Below are 16913 nucleotides of genomic sequence, written 5' to 3'. Positions count from 1 at the left end.
TGCCGCCGCTAGACGTCCAGAAACCGGGAGCTTCGCTTGCTGGAAAGTCCAACTCATGCCGACACCAAGTTCTGGCGCCTGTCCCCCCTTGAACTCTGCAACAGGCTCGGCTGTGGCCAGACCGGCCTGACTGCGGCCGAGGCCGCCAAACGCTTCAACCGCTTCGGGCCGAACAGCGATGCACCAGCGCGCATCGAGGGCGCGATGCGCGCGATCCTGCGCCGGCTGCTGGAGCCGCTGTCGCTGATCCTGCTGGTGGCGGGCATCGTCTCGATGCTGACCGGAGACGACATTGGCGGGCTGATCATCGTGCTGATCCTCGCGCTCTCGATCGGGCTCGACACCATCCAGGAAGGTCAGGCGGTCCGCGCCGCCGAAATTCTCCGCCGCTCGGTGGCCCTGAAGGCCGAGGTAAGGCGCGACGGCGCCTTTGTCGAGATCGACGTCGACAGGGTGGTGCCCGGCGATCTCCTGCGCGTCCGCTCCGGCGACATCATCCCGGCCGATGCGCTGGTTCTGGAGAGCACGGCGTTCACGGCCGGAGAGGCGGCACTCACCGGCGAGCCTTATCCGGTGCCGAAACGTGCCGGCAACGCCACCGACCCCAACGACACCTCGAACGCGCTGTTCCGCGGCGCGGTGGCGCAGACCGGCGAGGCGATCGCGCTCGTCGTCAGGACCGGGCGCGACACCGTGTTCGGGGCCGCGGCCTCCGCTCTTGCGGAGACGCAGGCGCCCTCGCCCTTCGAGCGCGATTTGCGCGAGTTTGGCCTCGTCATCGCGCGCGCAACGCTCGCGCTGGTGCTGGTCGTGCTCACTGTCCGCGTCGTGTTCGGCCGCCCGGTGCTCGATTCCCTGCTCTTCGCCGTCGCGCTCGCGGTCGGGTTAACGCCGGAACTGCTGCCGATGATCACCACGGTGACGCTGTCGCGCGGCGCGCTGCGCATGGCCGGGCGCAAGGTGATCGTGAAGCGGCTTGCCGCGATCCACGACCTCGGCGCCATGACCGTGCTGTGCACGGACAAGACGGGCACGCTGACCTCGGCCGAGATCACGCTTGCGAAAAGCCTCGATGCCGCAGGCAAGGACGACGTCCGAGCCGCGCAGCTCGGCGCCATCGCGGCCTCGCTCGGCGGCGACCGCGGCGCGCTCGATGCCGCGCTCATCGCCGGCCGGCCGGACGCCGCCCAGGGCTGGACGCTGGCCGGACGACAGGCCTTCGACTTCTCACGCCGGCTTGGATCGGTGCTCGCAACCGGTCCCGAAGGCCCGCTGCTGATCGTCAAGGGCGCGCCGGAAGCGGTGCTCGCATTATGCGCGATGGACGAGGCTGCGCGCGAAGCGGCGATGGCCCGTGTGCACGAGCTTGCGACCGGAGGCCTGCGCACTGTCGCCATCGCCTCGCGGGCCTGGAGCGGCGAGCTGCGCGATGTGGAGACGGACGACGAAACCGGCCTCGTCTTCGCAGGTTTCTGCGCCTTCGCCGACCCGCCGAAGCCGACGGCCGCGGCTGCAATCGCCCGGCTGGCGGCGAGCGGCATAAGCCTGAAGATCCTGTCGGGCGACGACCCCGTGGTGGTGCAGCGGCTCGCGGGCTTGGTCGGACTCAATCCTGCGCGCGTCCTGTCGGGGGCCGATGTCGCCGAGCTCAGCGACGAGGCGCTCGCCGTTCAGGTGCGCTCGGTCGACGCATTCGGCCGGCTCGCACCGGACCAGAAGTCGCGGATCGTGAAGGCGCTGCAGGCCCGCGGCGAGGTGGTCGGTTTTCTCGGCGACGGCATCAACGACGCGCCGGCCCTGAAGCTCGCCGATGTCGGGCTGTCGGTTGACGGCGCCACGGGCGTGGCGCAGGCCGCCGCCGACATGATCCTGCTTGCCTCGGATCTCGAAGTCGTCGCCGACGGCGTCGAGGAAGGCCGGCGCACCTTCGCCAACATCCTCAAATATGTCCGCATGGGCGCAAGCTCGAATTTCGGCAACATGCTGTCGATGGCGGTGGCCTCGATCGCGCTGCCGTTCCTGCCGATGCTGCCGACGCAGATCCTGCTCAACAACCTGCTCTACGACCTCTCCGAGCTCGGCATCCCCTTCGACCGCGTCTCCGCCCGGGCGACGGCGCGGCCGCAGGTGTGGAGCATGTCGCGGCTGGCGCGCTTCGCCGCAATCATGGGGCCGCTGTCGTCGATGTTCGACTTTCTGACCTTCGGCGCGCTGCTGTACCTGTTCAAGGCCTCGCCGGAGGAGTTTCGCACCGCCTGGTTCGTCGAATCCATGGCGACGCAGATTCTGGTCATCTTCGTCATCCGCACCAACGGCCGGCCGTGGCGCAACTGGCCGGATCCCGTGCTCGCCGCCTCCTCGCTGGTCGCGCTACTCGTCGCGATGGTGCTGCCGTTCACGCCGCTCGGCGCCTGGTTCGGCTTCGTCGCGCCGCCGCCGATCATGATGGCCGGCATCGCGCTTCTCGTCGTCGCCTATCTCGCCTGCGCCGAGCTGTTGAAGCCGTTCGCGACCCGCGCGGGACGCAGGCGTTGAGGGGTTGCCACCGCGATATTTAAGCGCTCGTCTGACCGGCATGAATCCCCGTCGGCTGCGCTTGATGCAGGTCAACGGCCCCCGCCACCGCGTTCTCCTAGTATGGATTGCGATCAATCCAGACCTGTAGAGGCCAGGCGCTTGCCTCGATGCTCCAGCGAGGTCCCCCGGGATGACACGCAGCTTCGACGCCATCGCGATCGGATCCGGCCTCGGTGGCCTGACCGCTGCAGCGCTGCTCGCCCGCGCCGGCCACAGGGTGCTGGTGCTCGAGCGCAACCAGAGCTTCGGCGGGGCCGCCACAATCTATCGTCATGGCCAGCTCTCGATCGAAGCGTCGCTTCACGAGATCGACGGCCTGGACGCCTTCGATCCCAAGCTAACGATCCTGCGCGCGCTCGGCATCGATCGCGATTTGCCGTTCGTCGATGTCGGCGCGCTGCATGAGGTGCGCAGCCCTCTGTTCGAGCGACCCTTCGTGATGCCGCACGGTCTCGACGCCGCAGCGGCTGCGGCGAAATCGCAGTTTCCAGCGCAGAGCCGCGGCATCGCGCAATATTTCGAACGCATCGATGCGGTCCGCCGGGCGGTGGCGTTGATGAGCGAGCATCAGGACGATCGCCATTGGTGGCTCTGGAACGCGCCCACTCTGCCGTGGCGCTTGTGGCCGCTGATCCGCGACCGTCACACGACCTTGAGCGAGGTGCTCGCGCGCCTGTTCGGCGACAACGAGGCGGTCAAGCTCGCGCTCGCTTCGAACCTCGGCTATTACACCGACGATCCCGACACCATGCCCTTTATCCAATTTGCGATTCCGCAGGCCTCTTATCTCGTTGGCGGCGGACATTATGTCCGCGGCGGATCGCAGGCGCTCAGCGATCGCCTGGTGGCAATCATTCGCGATGCGGGCGGGGCGGTGGAGGCAGGACGCGAGGTCGAGGCCATTCTCCTCGACGGCAACCGCGCTCGCGGTGTGCGTCATCGCGCGCCAGGAAGCGACGATATGCGCGAAGAGCTGGCGCCTATCGTGCTGGGCAACGCGGCCCCCTCCGTGCTGGCGTCGATGCTGCCGCAAGACAAACGCGCGGCGTTCATGTCGCGCTACGACAGCCGACGCCCCTCGATCTCGCTGTGGAGCATTGCGATCGGGCTCGATCGCCCGTCCCGCGATTTCGGTGTCAGGCACTACTCGACCAGCGTACTGCCGCCATGGCTGACGCGCCTGTCGGGATTCTGCGAGGCGGCCGCACTGTTGGGCGAGGATCCGCCGGCACGTCTCACCCCCTATGGCTTCGTCGCCTATGATCAGATCGATTCCGGCCTGAACAAGCGGCCGCCTCATCTCGGCGCACTCGTCGGGGTCGACCGGCTCGCGAACTGGACCGGCCTTTCTGCCGACGCCAAGCGCTCCCGCAAGGAACGCTGGATGGATCTCATCATTGCCGATCTCGATCGCCAATATCCCGGCATCGCCGGCGCTGTCGTGCAGCGCGAGATGTCCACGTCCGAAACGTTTGCGCACTATCTCAACACGCCGGGTGGCGCAGTCTACGGCTTCGCACCGCAGTCGCGCGGCTTCATGCCGATGCCCGTGACGGCCATCGACGGCGTCTATCTCGCCTCGGCCTTCACGGGCGGCGGAGGCTTCACCGGAGCGATTCTCGGAGGCGGATGGGCCGCACGCGCGGCAATGCGCTCGGAAGCCGTGCCACACTTTGCGCCGACGGCTTCGAGAAGTTCCGCCACGTCGTGCGGCGCATGATGGCGATGCGCCTCGCGGCATTGATATCGGCCGCATTTCGGTGTCTTTGAATGGAGCCGGGTTTCGACCGGCCCGGACAGAGCCGGGCTGGTGGCCTTGCGCACTGCAAGCGGGGCCACAACAACCACAATGTCCGCCACCGGCCACACCTCGAGCGCCGAAGCGTCCGGCCAGCACTGGATTGCCAACCAGCCTTACCTCCTGCTCAGCATCACCGCGCTGTGCTGGGCCGGCAATGCCGTCGTGGGGCGCCTTGCCGCCGGCCATATCCCACCGGTGACGCTGTCCTTCCTGCGCTGGTTCTTCGCCTTCCTGCTGGTGCTGCCATTCGCCTGGAAGCATCTTGCCCAGGACTGGTCCGCGATCCGCAGCAAGCTTGGCCTGATGGTCGCGCTGTCGATCACCGGCATCGGCGCCTTCAACACCCTGCAATATTGGGCGCTGGAGCATACCCAGGCGCTCAACACCCTGTTGCTGCAGTCGGCCGCGCCCCTGGTCGTGGCGCTGTGGTCGCTGGTCATCCTCGGTGTCAGTCTCACCGCGGCGCAGGCCTTCGGCGTATTGCTCTCGATGTGCGGCGTGCTGATCATCCTTCTGCACGGCGATGTCACCACGCTGTCGAACATCGCCTTCAACAAGGGCGACCTGATCTTCATCGTCGCACTGATCATCTTCGCGCTCTATTCGGTGCTGACCTTGAAGCGGCCGCCGATCCACGGCCTGTCGTTCCTCGCCTTCACCTTCGGCGCCGGGGCCGCCTGCCTCATTCCGCTGGAGATCTGGGAAATATCGGCGCGCCCCGTCATGAAGCTGGACGGGCCGAACCTGCTCACTTTGTTCTATGTCGCGGTGTTTCCCTCGACGCTGGCCTATCTCTGCTTCAACCGCGGCGTCAGGCTGATCGGCGCCAACCGCGCCGCGCCGTTCTTCCACGTCGTGCCGGTGTTCGGCTCGATCATGGCGATGGTCTTCCTGGGCGAGCGCCCGCAGGCCTTCCACCTCATCGGCTTCGCGCTGGTTCTGTCGGGCGTATTCGTGGCGTCAAGGAAGCAGACGAGCTGACCGGGGCAATCCCTTCCGGCCGGACGCGGCCTTTGCTATCGTGGCTGCCGTACATGACGTTCATATTGACGGAGCTTCGATATCACGGAGAGACACCATGCCCAGAGTTCTGACCACGACTGCTGTGCTGCTTCTGCTCTCGATCCTGCCTTCAACCGCGTCCAACCAGGCCGGACACGACGCGACCAGCACGACCACGGCCCAGGCCATCCAGCTTGCCCTCAACCCGCAGCCTGAACCGCCCAACATGCCGCGGACCTCGGACGGCACCTCGGGCAAGAAATCCAAACCGAAACCGATGAAACAGCCCAAAAAGGGCGACCCCGGGCACTGAGACCAGGCGTCTCGCGCTCAGCTCTTCCTTCTCTCCCCGCGGGAGCAGGAAGAGCGCGCCTTATGTCGTCCTGAACTTGCTGTAGGCTTCGTTCAACGCGATGATGACGTGCTCGGCACAGCCGTTGATGCGATGCGGATCGGCCCGCGTCTCGTAGGTCTCCGACGTCATCATGTCCAGGAAAGCTGCGACCGAGGGATAATAGACCAGCGCGACGAAGTCCCACGCGTTGCCATCGTAAGGTCCAAGCGCGACCGCCTTGGCCTCACCGGTCCACAGCAAGGTGCCGCCACGCGCTTTGATCATTGGCACGGTGATCGCACTGTAACGAAGATAAGCATCCCACCCCGAACCATCGCCGTCGAGCGAGTGCGGGTGAAAGCGCATCAGGTTGAGCATCACCACCGGCGCATGCGGCTCGAGCGCTTCGAGCCCCTGAATGTTCAACATATTGACCGCCAAAGGCACCTCCTCGGGTCTTGCCTGCATTGTAGCATTGCGGCGGCGTGACTTGTGCCACGAGGGCGATCCGGCGCAAGCTCGCAATCGACGCCAATGACGATTGCTTCGCCCGCGCCACCTGCCTCGAACCCGGCCAGCTGGCTCAACAACCAGCCTTATCTGCTGCTCAGCCTGAGCTCGCTGTTCTGGGCCGGCAACATCGTGATCGCGCGCCATGTCGGCGCGCATGTGCCGCCGTTGACGGTGACCACGATCCGCTGGTTCGGCGTATTCCTGATTCTGCTGCCGTTTTCATGGCCACATCTGAAGCGCGACTGGCCAGCCTTGCGCAAAAGCCTGCCCCTGATGCTGTTCCTGTCGCTGGTCGGCTTTGCCTTCAACAACGCGATCTCCTACTGGGCGATGCAATATACCGAGGCGCTGAACGCGCTGCTGATCCAGTCAGCAGGTCCCCTGTTCGTGGCGCTGTGGTCTCTGGTGCTGTTCGGCGTGCGACTGACCGGCGGCCAGCTTGGCGGCATCGCGATCTCGCTGATCGGCGTGCTGGTCATCATTCTGCGCGGCGATCTCGCGGCGCTGGCCGGCATCTCGTTCAACCGGGGCGACATCATGTTCGCCTCCTCGCTGGTGGCGTTCGGGCTCTACTCCGCCTTCATCCCGCGCCGGCCGAAAATCCACCAGCTGTCGTTCCTGTCCTTCACCACCTGCTGCGGCGCCACGATCCTGCTGCCGGCGGCGGTCTGGGAGGCTTGGCAGGGCAATGTCATCCAGTTCGACGCCGTGACGCTGATGACGCTCGGCTACATCCTGATCTTCCCGTCCACGCTCGCCTATCTCTTCTTCAATCGCGGCGTCGCGCTGATCGGGCCGAACCGCGCCGCGCCCTTCTTCCACCTGGTGCCGGTGTTCGGCTCGGCGATGGCGATCCTGCTGCTCGGCGAAAAGCTGCAGCCGTTCCACCTGATCGGCTACGCGCTGGTGCTCGCCGGCGTCGTCATCGCCTCGCGCCAGGGCTCGGCGGTGAAGTAATTCCGTATCGCGGACGCACTGCTCTCGTGTCCCGGGCGCAGCGCACCACTACGTGCTGCGCCCGGGGCACGAGAGCTCCTTCCGAATCCAACGTGGACCGGCTAGCTTCCACGCCAACCGCCGGCGCTCAACGACGTCATGGGCAGACGCGTCTCCATGATGTTCGTGGACATTCTGACCGGCCTGCCCCACGTCAACGGCAACGCGCTGCGGGCGCTCGCCGTCACCACCAAGGACCGCTCGCCGCTGGTGCCGAACCTGCCCTCGATGCAGGAGGCCGGCCATAGCAGGGCTACTTCGGACCAGCCGGCCTGCCCAGGGAGATCGTCACGCGGCTCGACACCGAGATCCGCAAGATCGTCGAGAAGCCGGAGATCAAGACCCAGCTTGCCACCCTCGGCATGGATGCGTTTTCGGGCACGCCGGAACAGCTCGGCACATTCGTGAACGAGCAACTGGTGCTGTGGGAGCGGCTGATCCGGGACGCCGGGATCGAGAAGCAGTAGGACGCTCTCTTGTCCCGGAACGCGGCGCGGCATGAAATGACGCGACGCAGAGCCGGGACCCAGAATGCCGCCAGCATGGGCCCCGGTTCAGCAACGCATCACTATGTGCTGCGCTGCGCCCGGGGCACGGACCCGTCTTACGCCGCGCGGACCTTGGCGAGGAAGCCGTCCACCGCGCTGCGCAGCGCGCCGGACTGGTGGTCCAGCTCGCGGGCGTTGGTCAGCACGTCGCCGGCCGCCGTGCCGGTCGCTTCCGCGGCCGAGGTGACGCTGCCGATATGGGCATTGATCTCGCTCGAGCCGGCCGCGACCGACTGGATGTTGCGCGCAATCTCGCGCGTCGCTTCGCCCTGCTGCTCGATCGAGGCCGAGATGCCGGCGGTGATCTCGCTCATCTCGGCGATGGTCTGGGTGATGCCGCCGATCGCGGCGACCGCGTCGCTGGTCGAGGTTTGCATCGCCGCCACTTGCGCGGAGATTTCCTCGGTCGCCTTGGCGGTCTGGTTGGCCAGCGCCTTGACCTCGGAGGCGACGACGGCGAAGCCGCGGCCGGATTCACCGGCGCGCGCCGCCTCGATGGTGGCGTTGAGCGCGAGCAGATTGGTCTGCGCCGCGATCGAATGAATGAGCTTGACCACCTCGCCGATCTTCTCGGCGCCGGTCGAAAGCTCCTGCACCGTGGCGTTGGTGCGTTCGGCATCGCTGACGGCACGGCCCGCGACCTCGGTCGAACGCGTCACCTGGCGGGAGATTTCCGCAACCGAGCTCGACAGCTCTTCCGCGGCCGCCGCAACCGTGCCGACATTGCCGGAGGCCTTTTGCGAGGCCGCGCCGACCGTTGCCGCGCGCGAGGAGGCATCGCTGGCGGTCGCGGTCATCGACTGCGCGGTCGACTGCATGCCGGCCGCAGCCGAGGAGACCGAGCGGACGATGCCGTTGACGCTGCGTTCGAAGTCGTTGGCGATATCTTCCATCGCGCGGCGACGGTCCGTCGCGGCCCGATCCTTGGCGTCCAGCTCGCTCTTCTCGATCTCGCGGATGCGGACCGCGTTGTCCTTGAAGATCTGGACGGTCGACGCCATCGCGCCGACCTCGTCACCGCGGCCGACGCCGGGGATGTCGCCGTCAAGCTTGCCCTCGGCGAGATCCTTCATGCGCGTGCCGAGCAGCGCCAGCGGACGGCTGATGCTGCGGCCGATCATCCAGGCGACGCTGCCGGCGACGATGACGATGCCGAGCATGGCAAGGCCGAGCAGCCAGTAGACCGGGCTCATCTTGGCATCGATGTCCTCGAGATAGGCGCCGGTGCCGAGATACATGTCGAAGCCGGGAACGGCCACCGCGTAGCCGATCTTGCGGATCGGCGTTTCCTGACCGGGCTTCACATATTCGTAGTACAGCAGGATCGAACCGTTGGCCTTGACGCCTTCCATCAGCTCGACCGAGAGCTTGCGACCATTGGTCACGACGTCCATGCGGTTCATCCCGATCTGCTTCGGATCGGGCGCGAGCTGGGTGATACCGTCGTAAGACGTGCCGAACAGATAGCCCGAGCCGTTATCGTAGGTCATCGCATTGCCGTAGCGACGAAGCTCGGCCATGGCCGCATCCTTCGTCAGCTCACCGGCGTCGACACGCTTCTTCAGCGCAGCCGCATAGTTGCGGGCGAGATCGACGATCGCCTTGGTCTGATCGATGCGCGCATCGATCATGGCGCGCTTCATCAGGTAACCGGCCAGGACTCCGGAGATGCACAGGCCAAGCAGCGTGACCCCGACAAGGATGCCAAGCTTCGGGGCGATCTTCAGGTTGCTCAACTTCACGATGGGCTCCTCAGGTGGCAGCGCAGGCCTTTTGATTTGGATCAACTTTTATTGTCGGACCCCTTAGCAAGTTCCTTACATGCCTCCGTAGAAGCCCGGACGCTGCTCCCAAGCCCGGCAAATAAATCACCGCACCGGCAACCGTGAATTGTACGCGACCGCACCGATTTCGCGTAAAAGACGCAAAGGCCCGCCAGAAGGCCGGGCCCGCAACAAGAACCGACAAAACAAATCGGGAGCAGGACATGCCGAAATACAGGGTGGTGACGCCGAAGGGCGCGAGCTTCACGGTCGCCGGCAGCGACTATTCCTACGAGCGCGAGGCGCTCGATCCGATCGATGCCGAGATCGTCGAGGCGCCGGCCAACGAGGCCGAGTTCATCGCCGCCGCGAAGAATGCCGACGCGATCTACGCCAAGGGCATCCCGATCACCAAGACCATCATCGACAGCTTGCAGAGCTGCAAGGTCATCACGCTCGGCTCGGTCGGCGTCGACAGCGTCGACGTCAAGGCGGCGACCGCGCGTGGCATTCCCGTCACCAACATCCCCGACACCTTCATCGAGGAGGTCGCCGACCACGCCATGATGCTGCTGCTGTCAGGCTTCCGCCGCCTGGTCGAGCAGGACAAGATGGTGCGCACCGGACGCTGGGCCGAGGGCCGGCCGGCGCTGCTCAAGATTCCGCGACTGATGGGACAGACGCTCGGATTCGTCTCGTTCGGCCGCGTCGCGCGCGCGGTTGCGAAGCGCGCAGCTCCCTTCGGCCTGCGCATGATGGCATACGATCCCTTCATCCAGGAAACCTTGATGTGGGACCACGGCGTCATTCCGGCGACGCTGAACGAAGTGCTGTCGCAATCCGACTTCGTCTCGATGCACGCTCCCGCCCGGCCCGAAGTGCATCACATGCTCACCGAGAAACACTTTCGGCAGATGAAGAAGGGCTCGATCTTCATCAACACCGGGCGTGGCGCCACCGTCGACGAGGAAAGCCTGATCAAGGCGCTGCAGGAGGGCTGGATCGCGCATGCCGCGCTCGATGTGCTGGAGAAGGAACCGCCCTCGCACAACAACCCGCTGCTCGGCATGGAGAACGTGACCCTGACCGCCCATGTCGCCTCGGCCTCGGCACGGTTCGACGAGGCGCGCAAGCGCCGGGTGGGCTACGAATTGTCACTGGTGCTTCAGGGCATGTGGCCGGTAAGCTGCGTCAACCCGTCGGTGCTGCAAGACACCGCGCTCCGCCGCTGGCAACCCGTCGGCATGGATCGCGGCCCGAACAGCTAAGGCGGCAGGCCGCAAATCGCGCGCCGAAAGACCGAAACGGCCCTTCACCGGCGATCAACGCCGGGAAGGGAGACATCATAGGGAGGAACTGATGAGGAATGACATCACACGTCGTGATGCCTTGGCGCTGGGCCTGTCTGCTGCGACGTTCGCCGCCACTGGTGCTGCAGCGCAAACTTCAAACATCAAAGCCGCCGACGTCCCGGCGCCCAAACGCGAGATCGAAAAGGGCGCAAGCCTGCGCATGCTGCGGCCGGTCCGCTTCGTCCAGGCCGACGAGGACGTGTTCCGCGCCAATGCGGCGAAGTTCACCAAGGAGACCGGCGTCGAGGTCAAGGTCGACTTCGTCGGCTGGGAGGATATCAACCAGCAGACCGCCGTGACCGCCAATTCCGGAGCCGGCCCCGACATCATCATCGGCTTCTCCGATGCGCCGCACATCTATATCGACAAGCTGATCGAGCTGACCGACGTCGCCGACTATGTCGGCAAGCGCTACGGCGGCTGGCTGCCGCTGGCGCAGCGCTACGGCAAGAAGAACAAGAGCGACACCTGGATCGGCCTGCCGTTCGGCGCGTCCGCTGGCCCCCTGATCTACCGCAAATCGATCCTGCAATCGGTCGGCTTCGACAAGGTGCCGGAAGACCATGCCGGCATTCTCGACCTCTGCCAGAAGCTGCAGAAGGCCGGCAAGCCCGCCGGCTTCGCGCTCGGCAACGCCAAGGGTGACGGCAACGGCTTTGCGAGCTGGGCGCTGTGGTCGCACAACGCGGCCCTGCTCGATCCGGATGGCAACGTCACCATCAACAGCAAGGAGACCATTGCCGCGCTGAACTGGGTCAAGCAGCTCTACCCGACCTTCATCGCCGGCACGACGTCGTGGAACGACGTCAGCAACAACCGCGCCTATTCCGCGCAGGAGATCTCGCTGACCGCCAACGGCGTCTCGCTGTATTTTTCGCTGAAGAACGATCCCGCGACCAAGGCCATCGCCGACGACAGCGAACATCAATTGCTGCCGAAGGGCGTCGCCAAGGTCTCGCCGATGGCGGGCCTGACGCTGAACGCCATGGTGTTCAAGCACAGCCAGTATCCCAACGCCGCAAAGGCGTTCCTGCAGTACATGCTGGAGAAGGACCAGTACGAGCCGTGGCTCAATGCCAATTCCGGCTATTGGGCGCAGCCGCTCGCCGCCTACGCGGAGGCCGCCGTGTGGAAAGGTGATCCCAAGGTCGCGATCTTCAAGGATACGATGAACAGCACCTATTACGACGGCTATGCCGGTCCGATCTCGACGGCGACCGGTGCCGTCAGCGCCGACTACGTGCTGATCCAGATGTTCGCCTCCGTTGCGACCGGCGCGGCCACGCCCGAGGCCGCGGCCGCGGAAGCCGAGCAGCGCTGCAAGCGGTATTTCCGGCGGCAGAAGTAAGCACTGACAGCGCCGCCGTCATTGCGAGCGGAGCGAAGCAATCCAGTCCGTCTACGCGGCGACAGCCTGGATTGCTTCGTCGCTCCGCTCCTCGCAATGACGGTGGAGCGACTTTCAAGAGGAGGCCAAAGCCCTGATGTCCGTGACGACCCTCTCCTCTCCCGCGCTGGCACAGCGACAACCGAACTGGCTCGTTCGCCTGTTCGACTACAAGCCCTTCCTGGTCGCGATGTGCCTCGCGCCCGCGCTCGGGCTGCTTGCGGTGTTCCTGACCTATCCGCTCGGGCTCGGCATCTGGCTCGCCTTCACCGACACCACGATCGGGCGGAAGGGCGAGTTCATTGGCCTCGAGAATTTCCAGTATCTGCTCACCGATTCGCTGTGGTGGAACGCGGTGTTCTACAGCGTGGTCTACACGGGCATAGCGACCTTCGGAAAGTTCGCGCTCGGCTTCTGGCTGGCGCTGCTGCTCAACAACCATTTTCCGTTCAAGAGCGTGCTGCGCGCGATCATCCTGCTGCCCTGGATCGTGCCGACGGTGCTTTCGGCGCTGGCGTTCTGGTGGATCTACGATCCGCAGTTCTCGATCATCTCCTATTTGCTGGTCGACGTGCTGCATTGGAAGTCGAGCAATGTCGACTTCCTCGGCTCGCCTTGGCCGGCGCGGTTCTCGCTGATCGCCGCCAACATCTGGCGCGGCATTCCTTTCGTCGCGATCTCGCTGCTGGCAGGCCTGCAGACCATCTCGCCCTCGCTCTACGAGGCCGCGATGCTCGACGGCGCCAGCGCCTGGCAGCGCTTCCGCTACATCACCTTCCCGATGATGATGCCGATCCTCGCCATCGTCATGACGTTCTCGATCATCTTCACCTTTACCGACTTCCAGCTGGTTTACGCCATCACCCGCGGCGGGCCGGGCAATTCGACGCATTTGCTGGCAACGCTGGCGTTCCAGCGCGGCATCGCCGGCGGCGAGCTCGGAGAAGGCGCGGCGATCGCGGTGTCGATGATCCCGTTCCTGGTGTTCGCGACGCTGTTCTCCTATTTCGGCTTGGCGCGCCGCAAATGGCAGCAGGGAGAAGCCAATGACTGATACGGTCGCGCAAGTCTCAGTCGACGCGAAAGCAGCCCCCGACACCATGGCCTGGGATTCCGGGCTGCGGCGGCTGATGATGATCTATCTGCCGCTTGGCTGCTTTGTGCTGATCCTGCTGTTTCCGTTCTATTGGATGGCGATCACCTCGTTCAAGCCGAACGCGGAGCTGATGAACTATAAGGAGCACAACCCGTTCTGGATTTCCTCGCCGACGCTGGCGCATATCAAGCACCTCCTGTTCGAGACCGCCTATCCGCGCTGGCTGTGGACCACGATGCTGGTCGCGATCGGGGCGACCACGCTGTCGCTGATCGCGAGCACGCTTGCCGCCTACGCGATCGAGCGCCTGCGCTTCCGCGGCAGTCCCTATGTCGGCCTTGGCATTTATCTCGCCTATCTCGTGCCACCGTCGATCCTGTTCATCCCGCTCGCGACCGTGGTGGTGCAGTTCGGCCTGTTCGACTCGCCGATGGCGCTGATCCTGGTCTATCCGACCTTCCTGGTGCCGTTCTGCACCTGGCTCCTGATCGGCTATTTCAAGTCGATCCCCTATGAGCTCGAGGAATGCGCATTGGTCGACGGCGCCACGCGCCTGCAGATCCTGCGGCGGATCACGCTGCCGCTCGCGGTGCCCGGCCTGATCTCGGCCGGCATCTTCTCCTTCACGCTGTCCTGGAACGAGTTCATCTACGCGCTCGCCTTCATCCAGAGCGGCGCCAACAAGACCGTGCCGGTCGCGATCCTGACCGAGCTCGTCACCGGCGACGTCTACCAATGGGGCGCGTTGATGGCGGGATCGCTGCTCGGCTCGCTGCCGGTTGCGATCTTCTATTCGCTGTTCGTGGACTATTACGTGTCATCGCTGACTGGCGCGGTGAAGGAGTAACCGCGCTCCTCTCCTTCCCCTCCCCGCTTGCGGGGGAGGGTCGGGAGAGGGTGTCTCGACGACGAAGGCTCTCCCAGAGGAGAAAGCCCTCAACCCCAACCCTCTCCCGCAAGCGGGAGAGGGAGTGAACCGCTGTCGTGGCTTGCAATCTAGCCCGACGGCACGATCACCATGCTCTTGTCCTTGGGCCAGCGGACACGCCAGGCGAAGTTGATGTCCTTGACCTCGCCGGGCTTGGCATCGAACGACCATTCCAGCACACCACGCTTGTCGCGGATGTCCTTTGCCGTGGGGGGCGTGGTCGCGGGCAGCATCTCGACGATGATGTCCTCGTTTTCGCTGACCGGCAGCTGATCCTCGATCGCGACGTGAATCGGGAAATCATGACCGTTGCGCACGGTGGTCTTGAACGCGCGCTCGTCGGTCTTCGACGTCGTGACCAAGAGGCCGGCCGAACCTTCGTTGCGCTTGAGCACCGCGCGCTCGACCTTGACCTTGTCGTCGGCGCCGAAGCCGAGCCGCACGATATCGTCCTTGGCCGAGGCCGAGAGCTTGCCGCGGCCGACAAAAACGCCGTCACGATAGATCGCGACCTTGCCCGGCAAAAGCGCCGTGTCGTCGGTCTGCTTGAAGCTGGCTTCGAGGAAGGCGGTGGGGTCCTGCACCGGTGCGGCGCGCACCGCAAGATCAGCCGGCACGCTCATGGAGGCGATGCGCAGGCTCTTGGCGCCCTCGGCGGCGCCGAGACTGACGCGGCCGGGAATCTTGAAAGTCGCCTGGAAGTCACCGATCTCGGGGGTTGCCTCCAGCTCGGCGAAGGTCGTTCCTGGGCCAAATTTGAACCGCTGGACCTTATCGGCTAGCGAAGGCTCCGGGGCAGGCGCCAGCGCGGAGCGCAAGCGCGCGCTGTCCGGCATCGAGCTCGCCGCCAACGGCTTCGGCACCTGCGGATATTGCGCGACCAGCGAGCCGAGCTCTGGCGCGCTGCCGCCACGGGCGATACGGACCGTGGAAACGCCGAGCGCGACATTCGACCAGTCCTCGCCGGTCGACTGCGTTACTTCCGCACGGCGGACCAGTTCGAGCTGCGGCTTGCGATCTTTGGCGCCGGTGTCGAGCCGGGCGTCATAGAGCGGCAGCCAGCGCGCGTTGCGCACCGTGTAGGTGACCCGCAGCGTCGCCTTCGTCGCGGCGGCCGAGGCGACGTCGATGCGCACCTCGAGCTTGCTTGGCGGCTTGGCGGATCGGTCGGCCTCGAGCTGCGCGATCTGGCGATCGATCTCGCGCTGCTTTCGCGTCGCATCGCGGATCGCAGTGTCGGCGGCCGCGACTTCCTCCGCCACGGCGGTGAACGCCGCGCGCCATTCGGTGATCGGGCGCGCTTCGCCCTTCTCGCCAAGGCCGGCGGGAGATGCTTCGGCAAAGCGCTCCGCGAATTTGCGCCTGGAGGACGCGGCATCGATCGTGCCCTGCAGGTCGGCGCGCTCGTCGTTGAGCGCCTCGATACGCTTGTCGAGCTCGGGCAGATTGACCGGCGCCGCTGCGCGGGGCGGCCGCGCATCGATCGTGCCGATGGTGAGTTTCGCAGTCGCTTCGCCCTCGACGCGGAGCGAGGATGGGTCGAGCGAGAGCGGAAAATCCTTGGCAACCAGCGTCGAGTCCCCGGAGGCCAGGTCGATCGCAATCACGCGGGTGACGGTGGCGCCATCAGGATAGACGGTGACGGCGTCGATAGCCGATGTGGCATCCACATCGGCGGCCCATGAGGGCGAAGCGAGCGTTGCGGTCATCAGGACCAGGCTCGTCGTCGCCAGACATCTTGCGATCATGCGCATCAAATTTCTCCCTGCCGATATCGCCGCGCCGCCAGCCGGACGCGCGAAAACATGCCACGCCATCGTGGTGAGACGCGGCAGGGAAGGAACTGGTTCGATTGGGGTTTCCGTGGGGCGCAGCTGCGGCGGCACCATGGCCGTGGAACGCGCCGTCCCCCCGGCGGAGATCGTCAGACCTGCGTGGGCGAGCCCTGGCCGAAGATGCGGCGGAGCAGATCGGTCACGTTCTTGGCACCAGCCTTCTTCAGGATGCTGGCGCGATAGCCCTCGACCGTGCGCGCGCTCAGATGCATCCGCCGGGCGATCTCCTTGTTGGTCCGGCCAGCAACGAGATGCGCCAGCACGTCACCTTCGCGCAAGGTCAGGGGGGCGCAACCGGGCAGCCAGCGCTGCCGGCTCGAGTCGGGCTGGATGTATTCGTCGATCGCAGCGTCGATCCGGCCGATGATGTCGTGGGTGCGGAACGGCTTCTCGATGAAGTCCGCCGCGCCGCTCTTGATCGCGTCGACCGCCATGGCGATGCTGCCGTTCGCCGAGGTCACCAGCACCGGCGCCATGCAATTCGCCTCGCGCAGACGCCTGAGCATGTCGAGGGCGGAGCGATCCGGCGGCATCTCCAGCAGCACGCAGGCCGGCATCCTCGCCTTTGCCTCCGATAGAAGCGATGCGCTGTCGGCAAAGCAAATCACGTCATAGGCGCTCTGTTGAAGCGCACTGGACAGTTCTTCGCGGCAGGCAGCGTCAGTGTCGATGACGAATACCTCGCCCTTGGAAAACGTGTTCCCCGGCATAATCCCGATCCAGCAATGTCTTGGTCAAATGATACGAGACGGCTGCGGGGCCCACCGCCCTGCTGCGCCGT

Annotated in this window: 13 protein-coding genes and 1 pseudogene; 10 read left to right on the top strand and 4 right to left on the bottom strand. The window is 65.4% G+C overall.

Annotated features, from left to right (window positions below):
- Nucleotides 1–36 precede the first annotated feature (36 nt).
- The 4 genes from mgtA to XH89_RS06580 all read left to right on the top strand — a co-directional run bounded on the left by mgtA (nt 37) and on the right by XH89_RS06580 (nt 5693).
- Nucleotides 37–2535, top strand: coding sequence for a magnesium-translocating P-type ATPase (gene mgtA, locus XH89_RS06595; RefSeq protein ID WP_194466297.1), 2499 nt, complete (start codon nt 37–39; stop codon nt 2533–2535).
- 172 nt (nt 2536–2707) lie between these two features.
- Complete coding sequence (locus XH89_RS06590) at nt 2708–4297, top strand: NAD(P)/FAD-dependent oxidoreductase (RefSeq protein WP_194466296.1); 1590 nt, start codon at nt 2708–2710, stop codon at nt 4295–4297.
- Between the two features lie 129 nt (nt 4298–4426).
- Nucleotides 4427–5359 carry a DMT family transporter gene (locus tag XH89_RS06585; protein ID WP_194466295.1) on the top strand — a complete coding sequence of 311 codons (933 nt, stop codon included), beginning with the start codon at nt 4427–4429 and terminating at the stop codon, nt 5357–5359.
- Nucleotides 5360–5456: 97 nt separating this feature from the next.
- Entirely contained in the window at nt 5457–5693 is a 237-nt protein-coding gene (locus XH89_RS06580) for a hypothetical protein (protein WP_194466294.1), read from the top strand.
- Between the two features lie 60 nt (nt 5694–5753).
- Here the strand turns inward: XH89_RS06580 and XH89_RS06575 are convergent, their stop codons facing one another.
- Nucleotides 5754–6143 carry a DUF1330 domain-containing protein gene (locus XH89_RS06575; protein WP_194466293.1) on the bottom strand — a complete coding sequence of 130 codons (390 nt, stop codon included), beginning with the start codon at nt 6141–6143 and terminating at the stop codon, nt 5754–5756.
- A 105-nt stretch (nt 6144–6248) separates the two neighbouring features.
- Between XH89_RS06575 and XH89_RS06570 the strand changes: the two genes are divergently transcribed.
- Both XH89_RS06570 and XH89_RS06565 read left to right on the top strand, forming a co-directional pair.
- The gene (locus tag XH89_RS06570; protein ID WP_194466292.1) at nt 6249–7184 is read left to right on the top strand and encodes a DMT family transporter; all 936 of its coding nucleotides are present in this window, start codon (nt 6249–6251) and stop codon (nt 7182–7184) included.
- Nucleotides 7185–7301: 117 nt separating this feature from the next.
- Nucleotides 7302–7690 (top strand): annotated as a pseudogene (locus XH89_RS06565) (Bug family tripartite tricarboxylate transporter substrate binding protein); the annotation flags it as partial.
- Between the two features lie 137 nt (nt 7691–7827).
- Here XH89_RS06565 and XH89_RS06560 read toward each other — a convergent pair.
- Nucleotides 7828–9513 carry a methyl-accepting chemotaxis protein gene (locus XH89_RS06560; protein WP_194466291.1) on the bottom strand — a complete coding sequence of 562 codons (1686 nt, stop codon included), beginning with the start codon at nt 9511–9513 and terminating at the stop codon, nt 7828–7830.
- Between the two features lie 245 nt (nt 9514–9758).
- Here XH89_RS06560 and XH89_RS06555 point away from each other — a divergent pair, with 245 nt between their 5' ends.
- From XH89_RS06555 to XH89_RS06540, 4 genes are all read left to right on the top strand, one after another.
- Nucleotides 9759–10802 (top strand): C-terminal binding protein, encoded by a 1044-nt coding sequence (locus tag XH89_RS06555; RefSeq protein ID WP_194466290.1) that lies wholly within the window; start codon nt 9759–9761, stop codon nt 10800–10802.
- Nucleotides 10803–10893: 91 nt separating this feature from the next.
- Complete coding sequence (locus XH89_RS06550) at nt 10894–12234, top strand: ABC transporter substrate-binding protein (protein ID WP_194466289.1); 1341 nt, start codon at nt 10894–10896, stop codon at nt 12232–12234.
- Between the two features lie 136 nt (nt 12235–12370).
- Nucleotides 12371–13327 carry a carbohydrate ABC transporter permease gene (locus tag XH89_RS06545; RefSeq protein ID WP_194466288.1) on the top strand — a complete coding sequence of 319 codons (957 nt, stop codon included), beginning with the start codon at nt 12371–12373 and terminating at the stop codon, nt 13325–13327.
- Complete coding sequence (locus XH89_RS06540; protein WP_194466287.1) at nt 13320–14216, top strand: carbohydrate ABC transporter permease; 897 nt, start codon at nt 13320–13322, stop codon at nt 14214–14216. The genes XH89_RS06545 and XH89_RS06540 overlap by 8 nt, the downstream gene beginning before the upstream one ends.
- 149 nt (nt 14217–14365) lie before the next feature.
- Here the strand turns inward: XH89_RS06540 and XH89_RS06535 are convergent, their stop codons facing one another.
- Nucleotides 14366–16051 (bottom strand): mucoidy inhibitor MuiA family protein, encoded by a 1686-nt coding sequence (locus XH89_RS06535; RefSeq protein ID WP_194466286.1) that lies wholly within the window; start codon nt 16049–16051, stop codon nt 14366–14368.
- A 170-nt stretch (nt 16052–16221) separates the two neighbouring features.
- On the bottom strand, nt 16222–16842 hold the full coding sequence (locus XH89_RS06530) for a response regulator transcription factor (protein ID WP_194466285.1): 621 nt from the start codon (nt 16840–16842) through the stop codon (nt 16222–16224).
- Nucleotides 16843–16913: the final 71 nt, after the last annotated feature.

The organism is Bradyrhizobium sp. CCBAU 53340 (assembly GCF_015291645.1).
In the GTDB taxonomy this organism is placed as follows: domain Bacteria; phylum Pseudomonadota; class Alphaproteobacteria; order Rhizobiales; family Xanthobacteraceae; genus Bradyrhizobium.
This window is presented reverse-complemented; position numbering and strand designations above follow the sequence as displayed.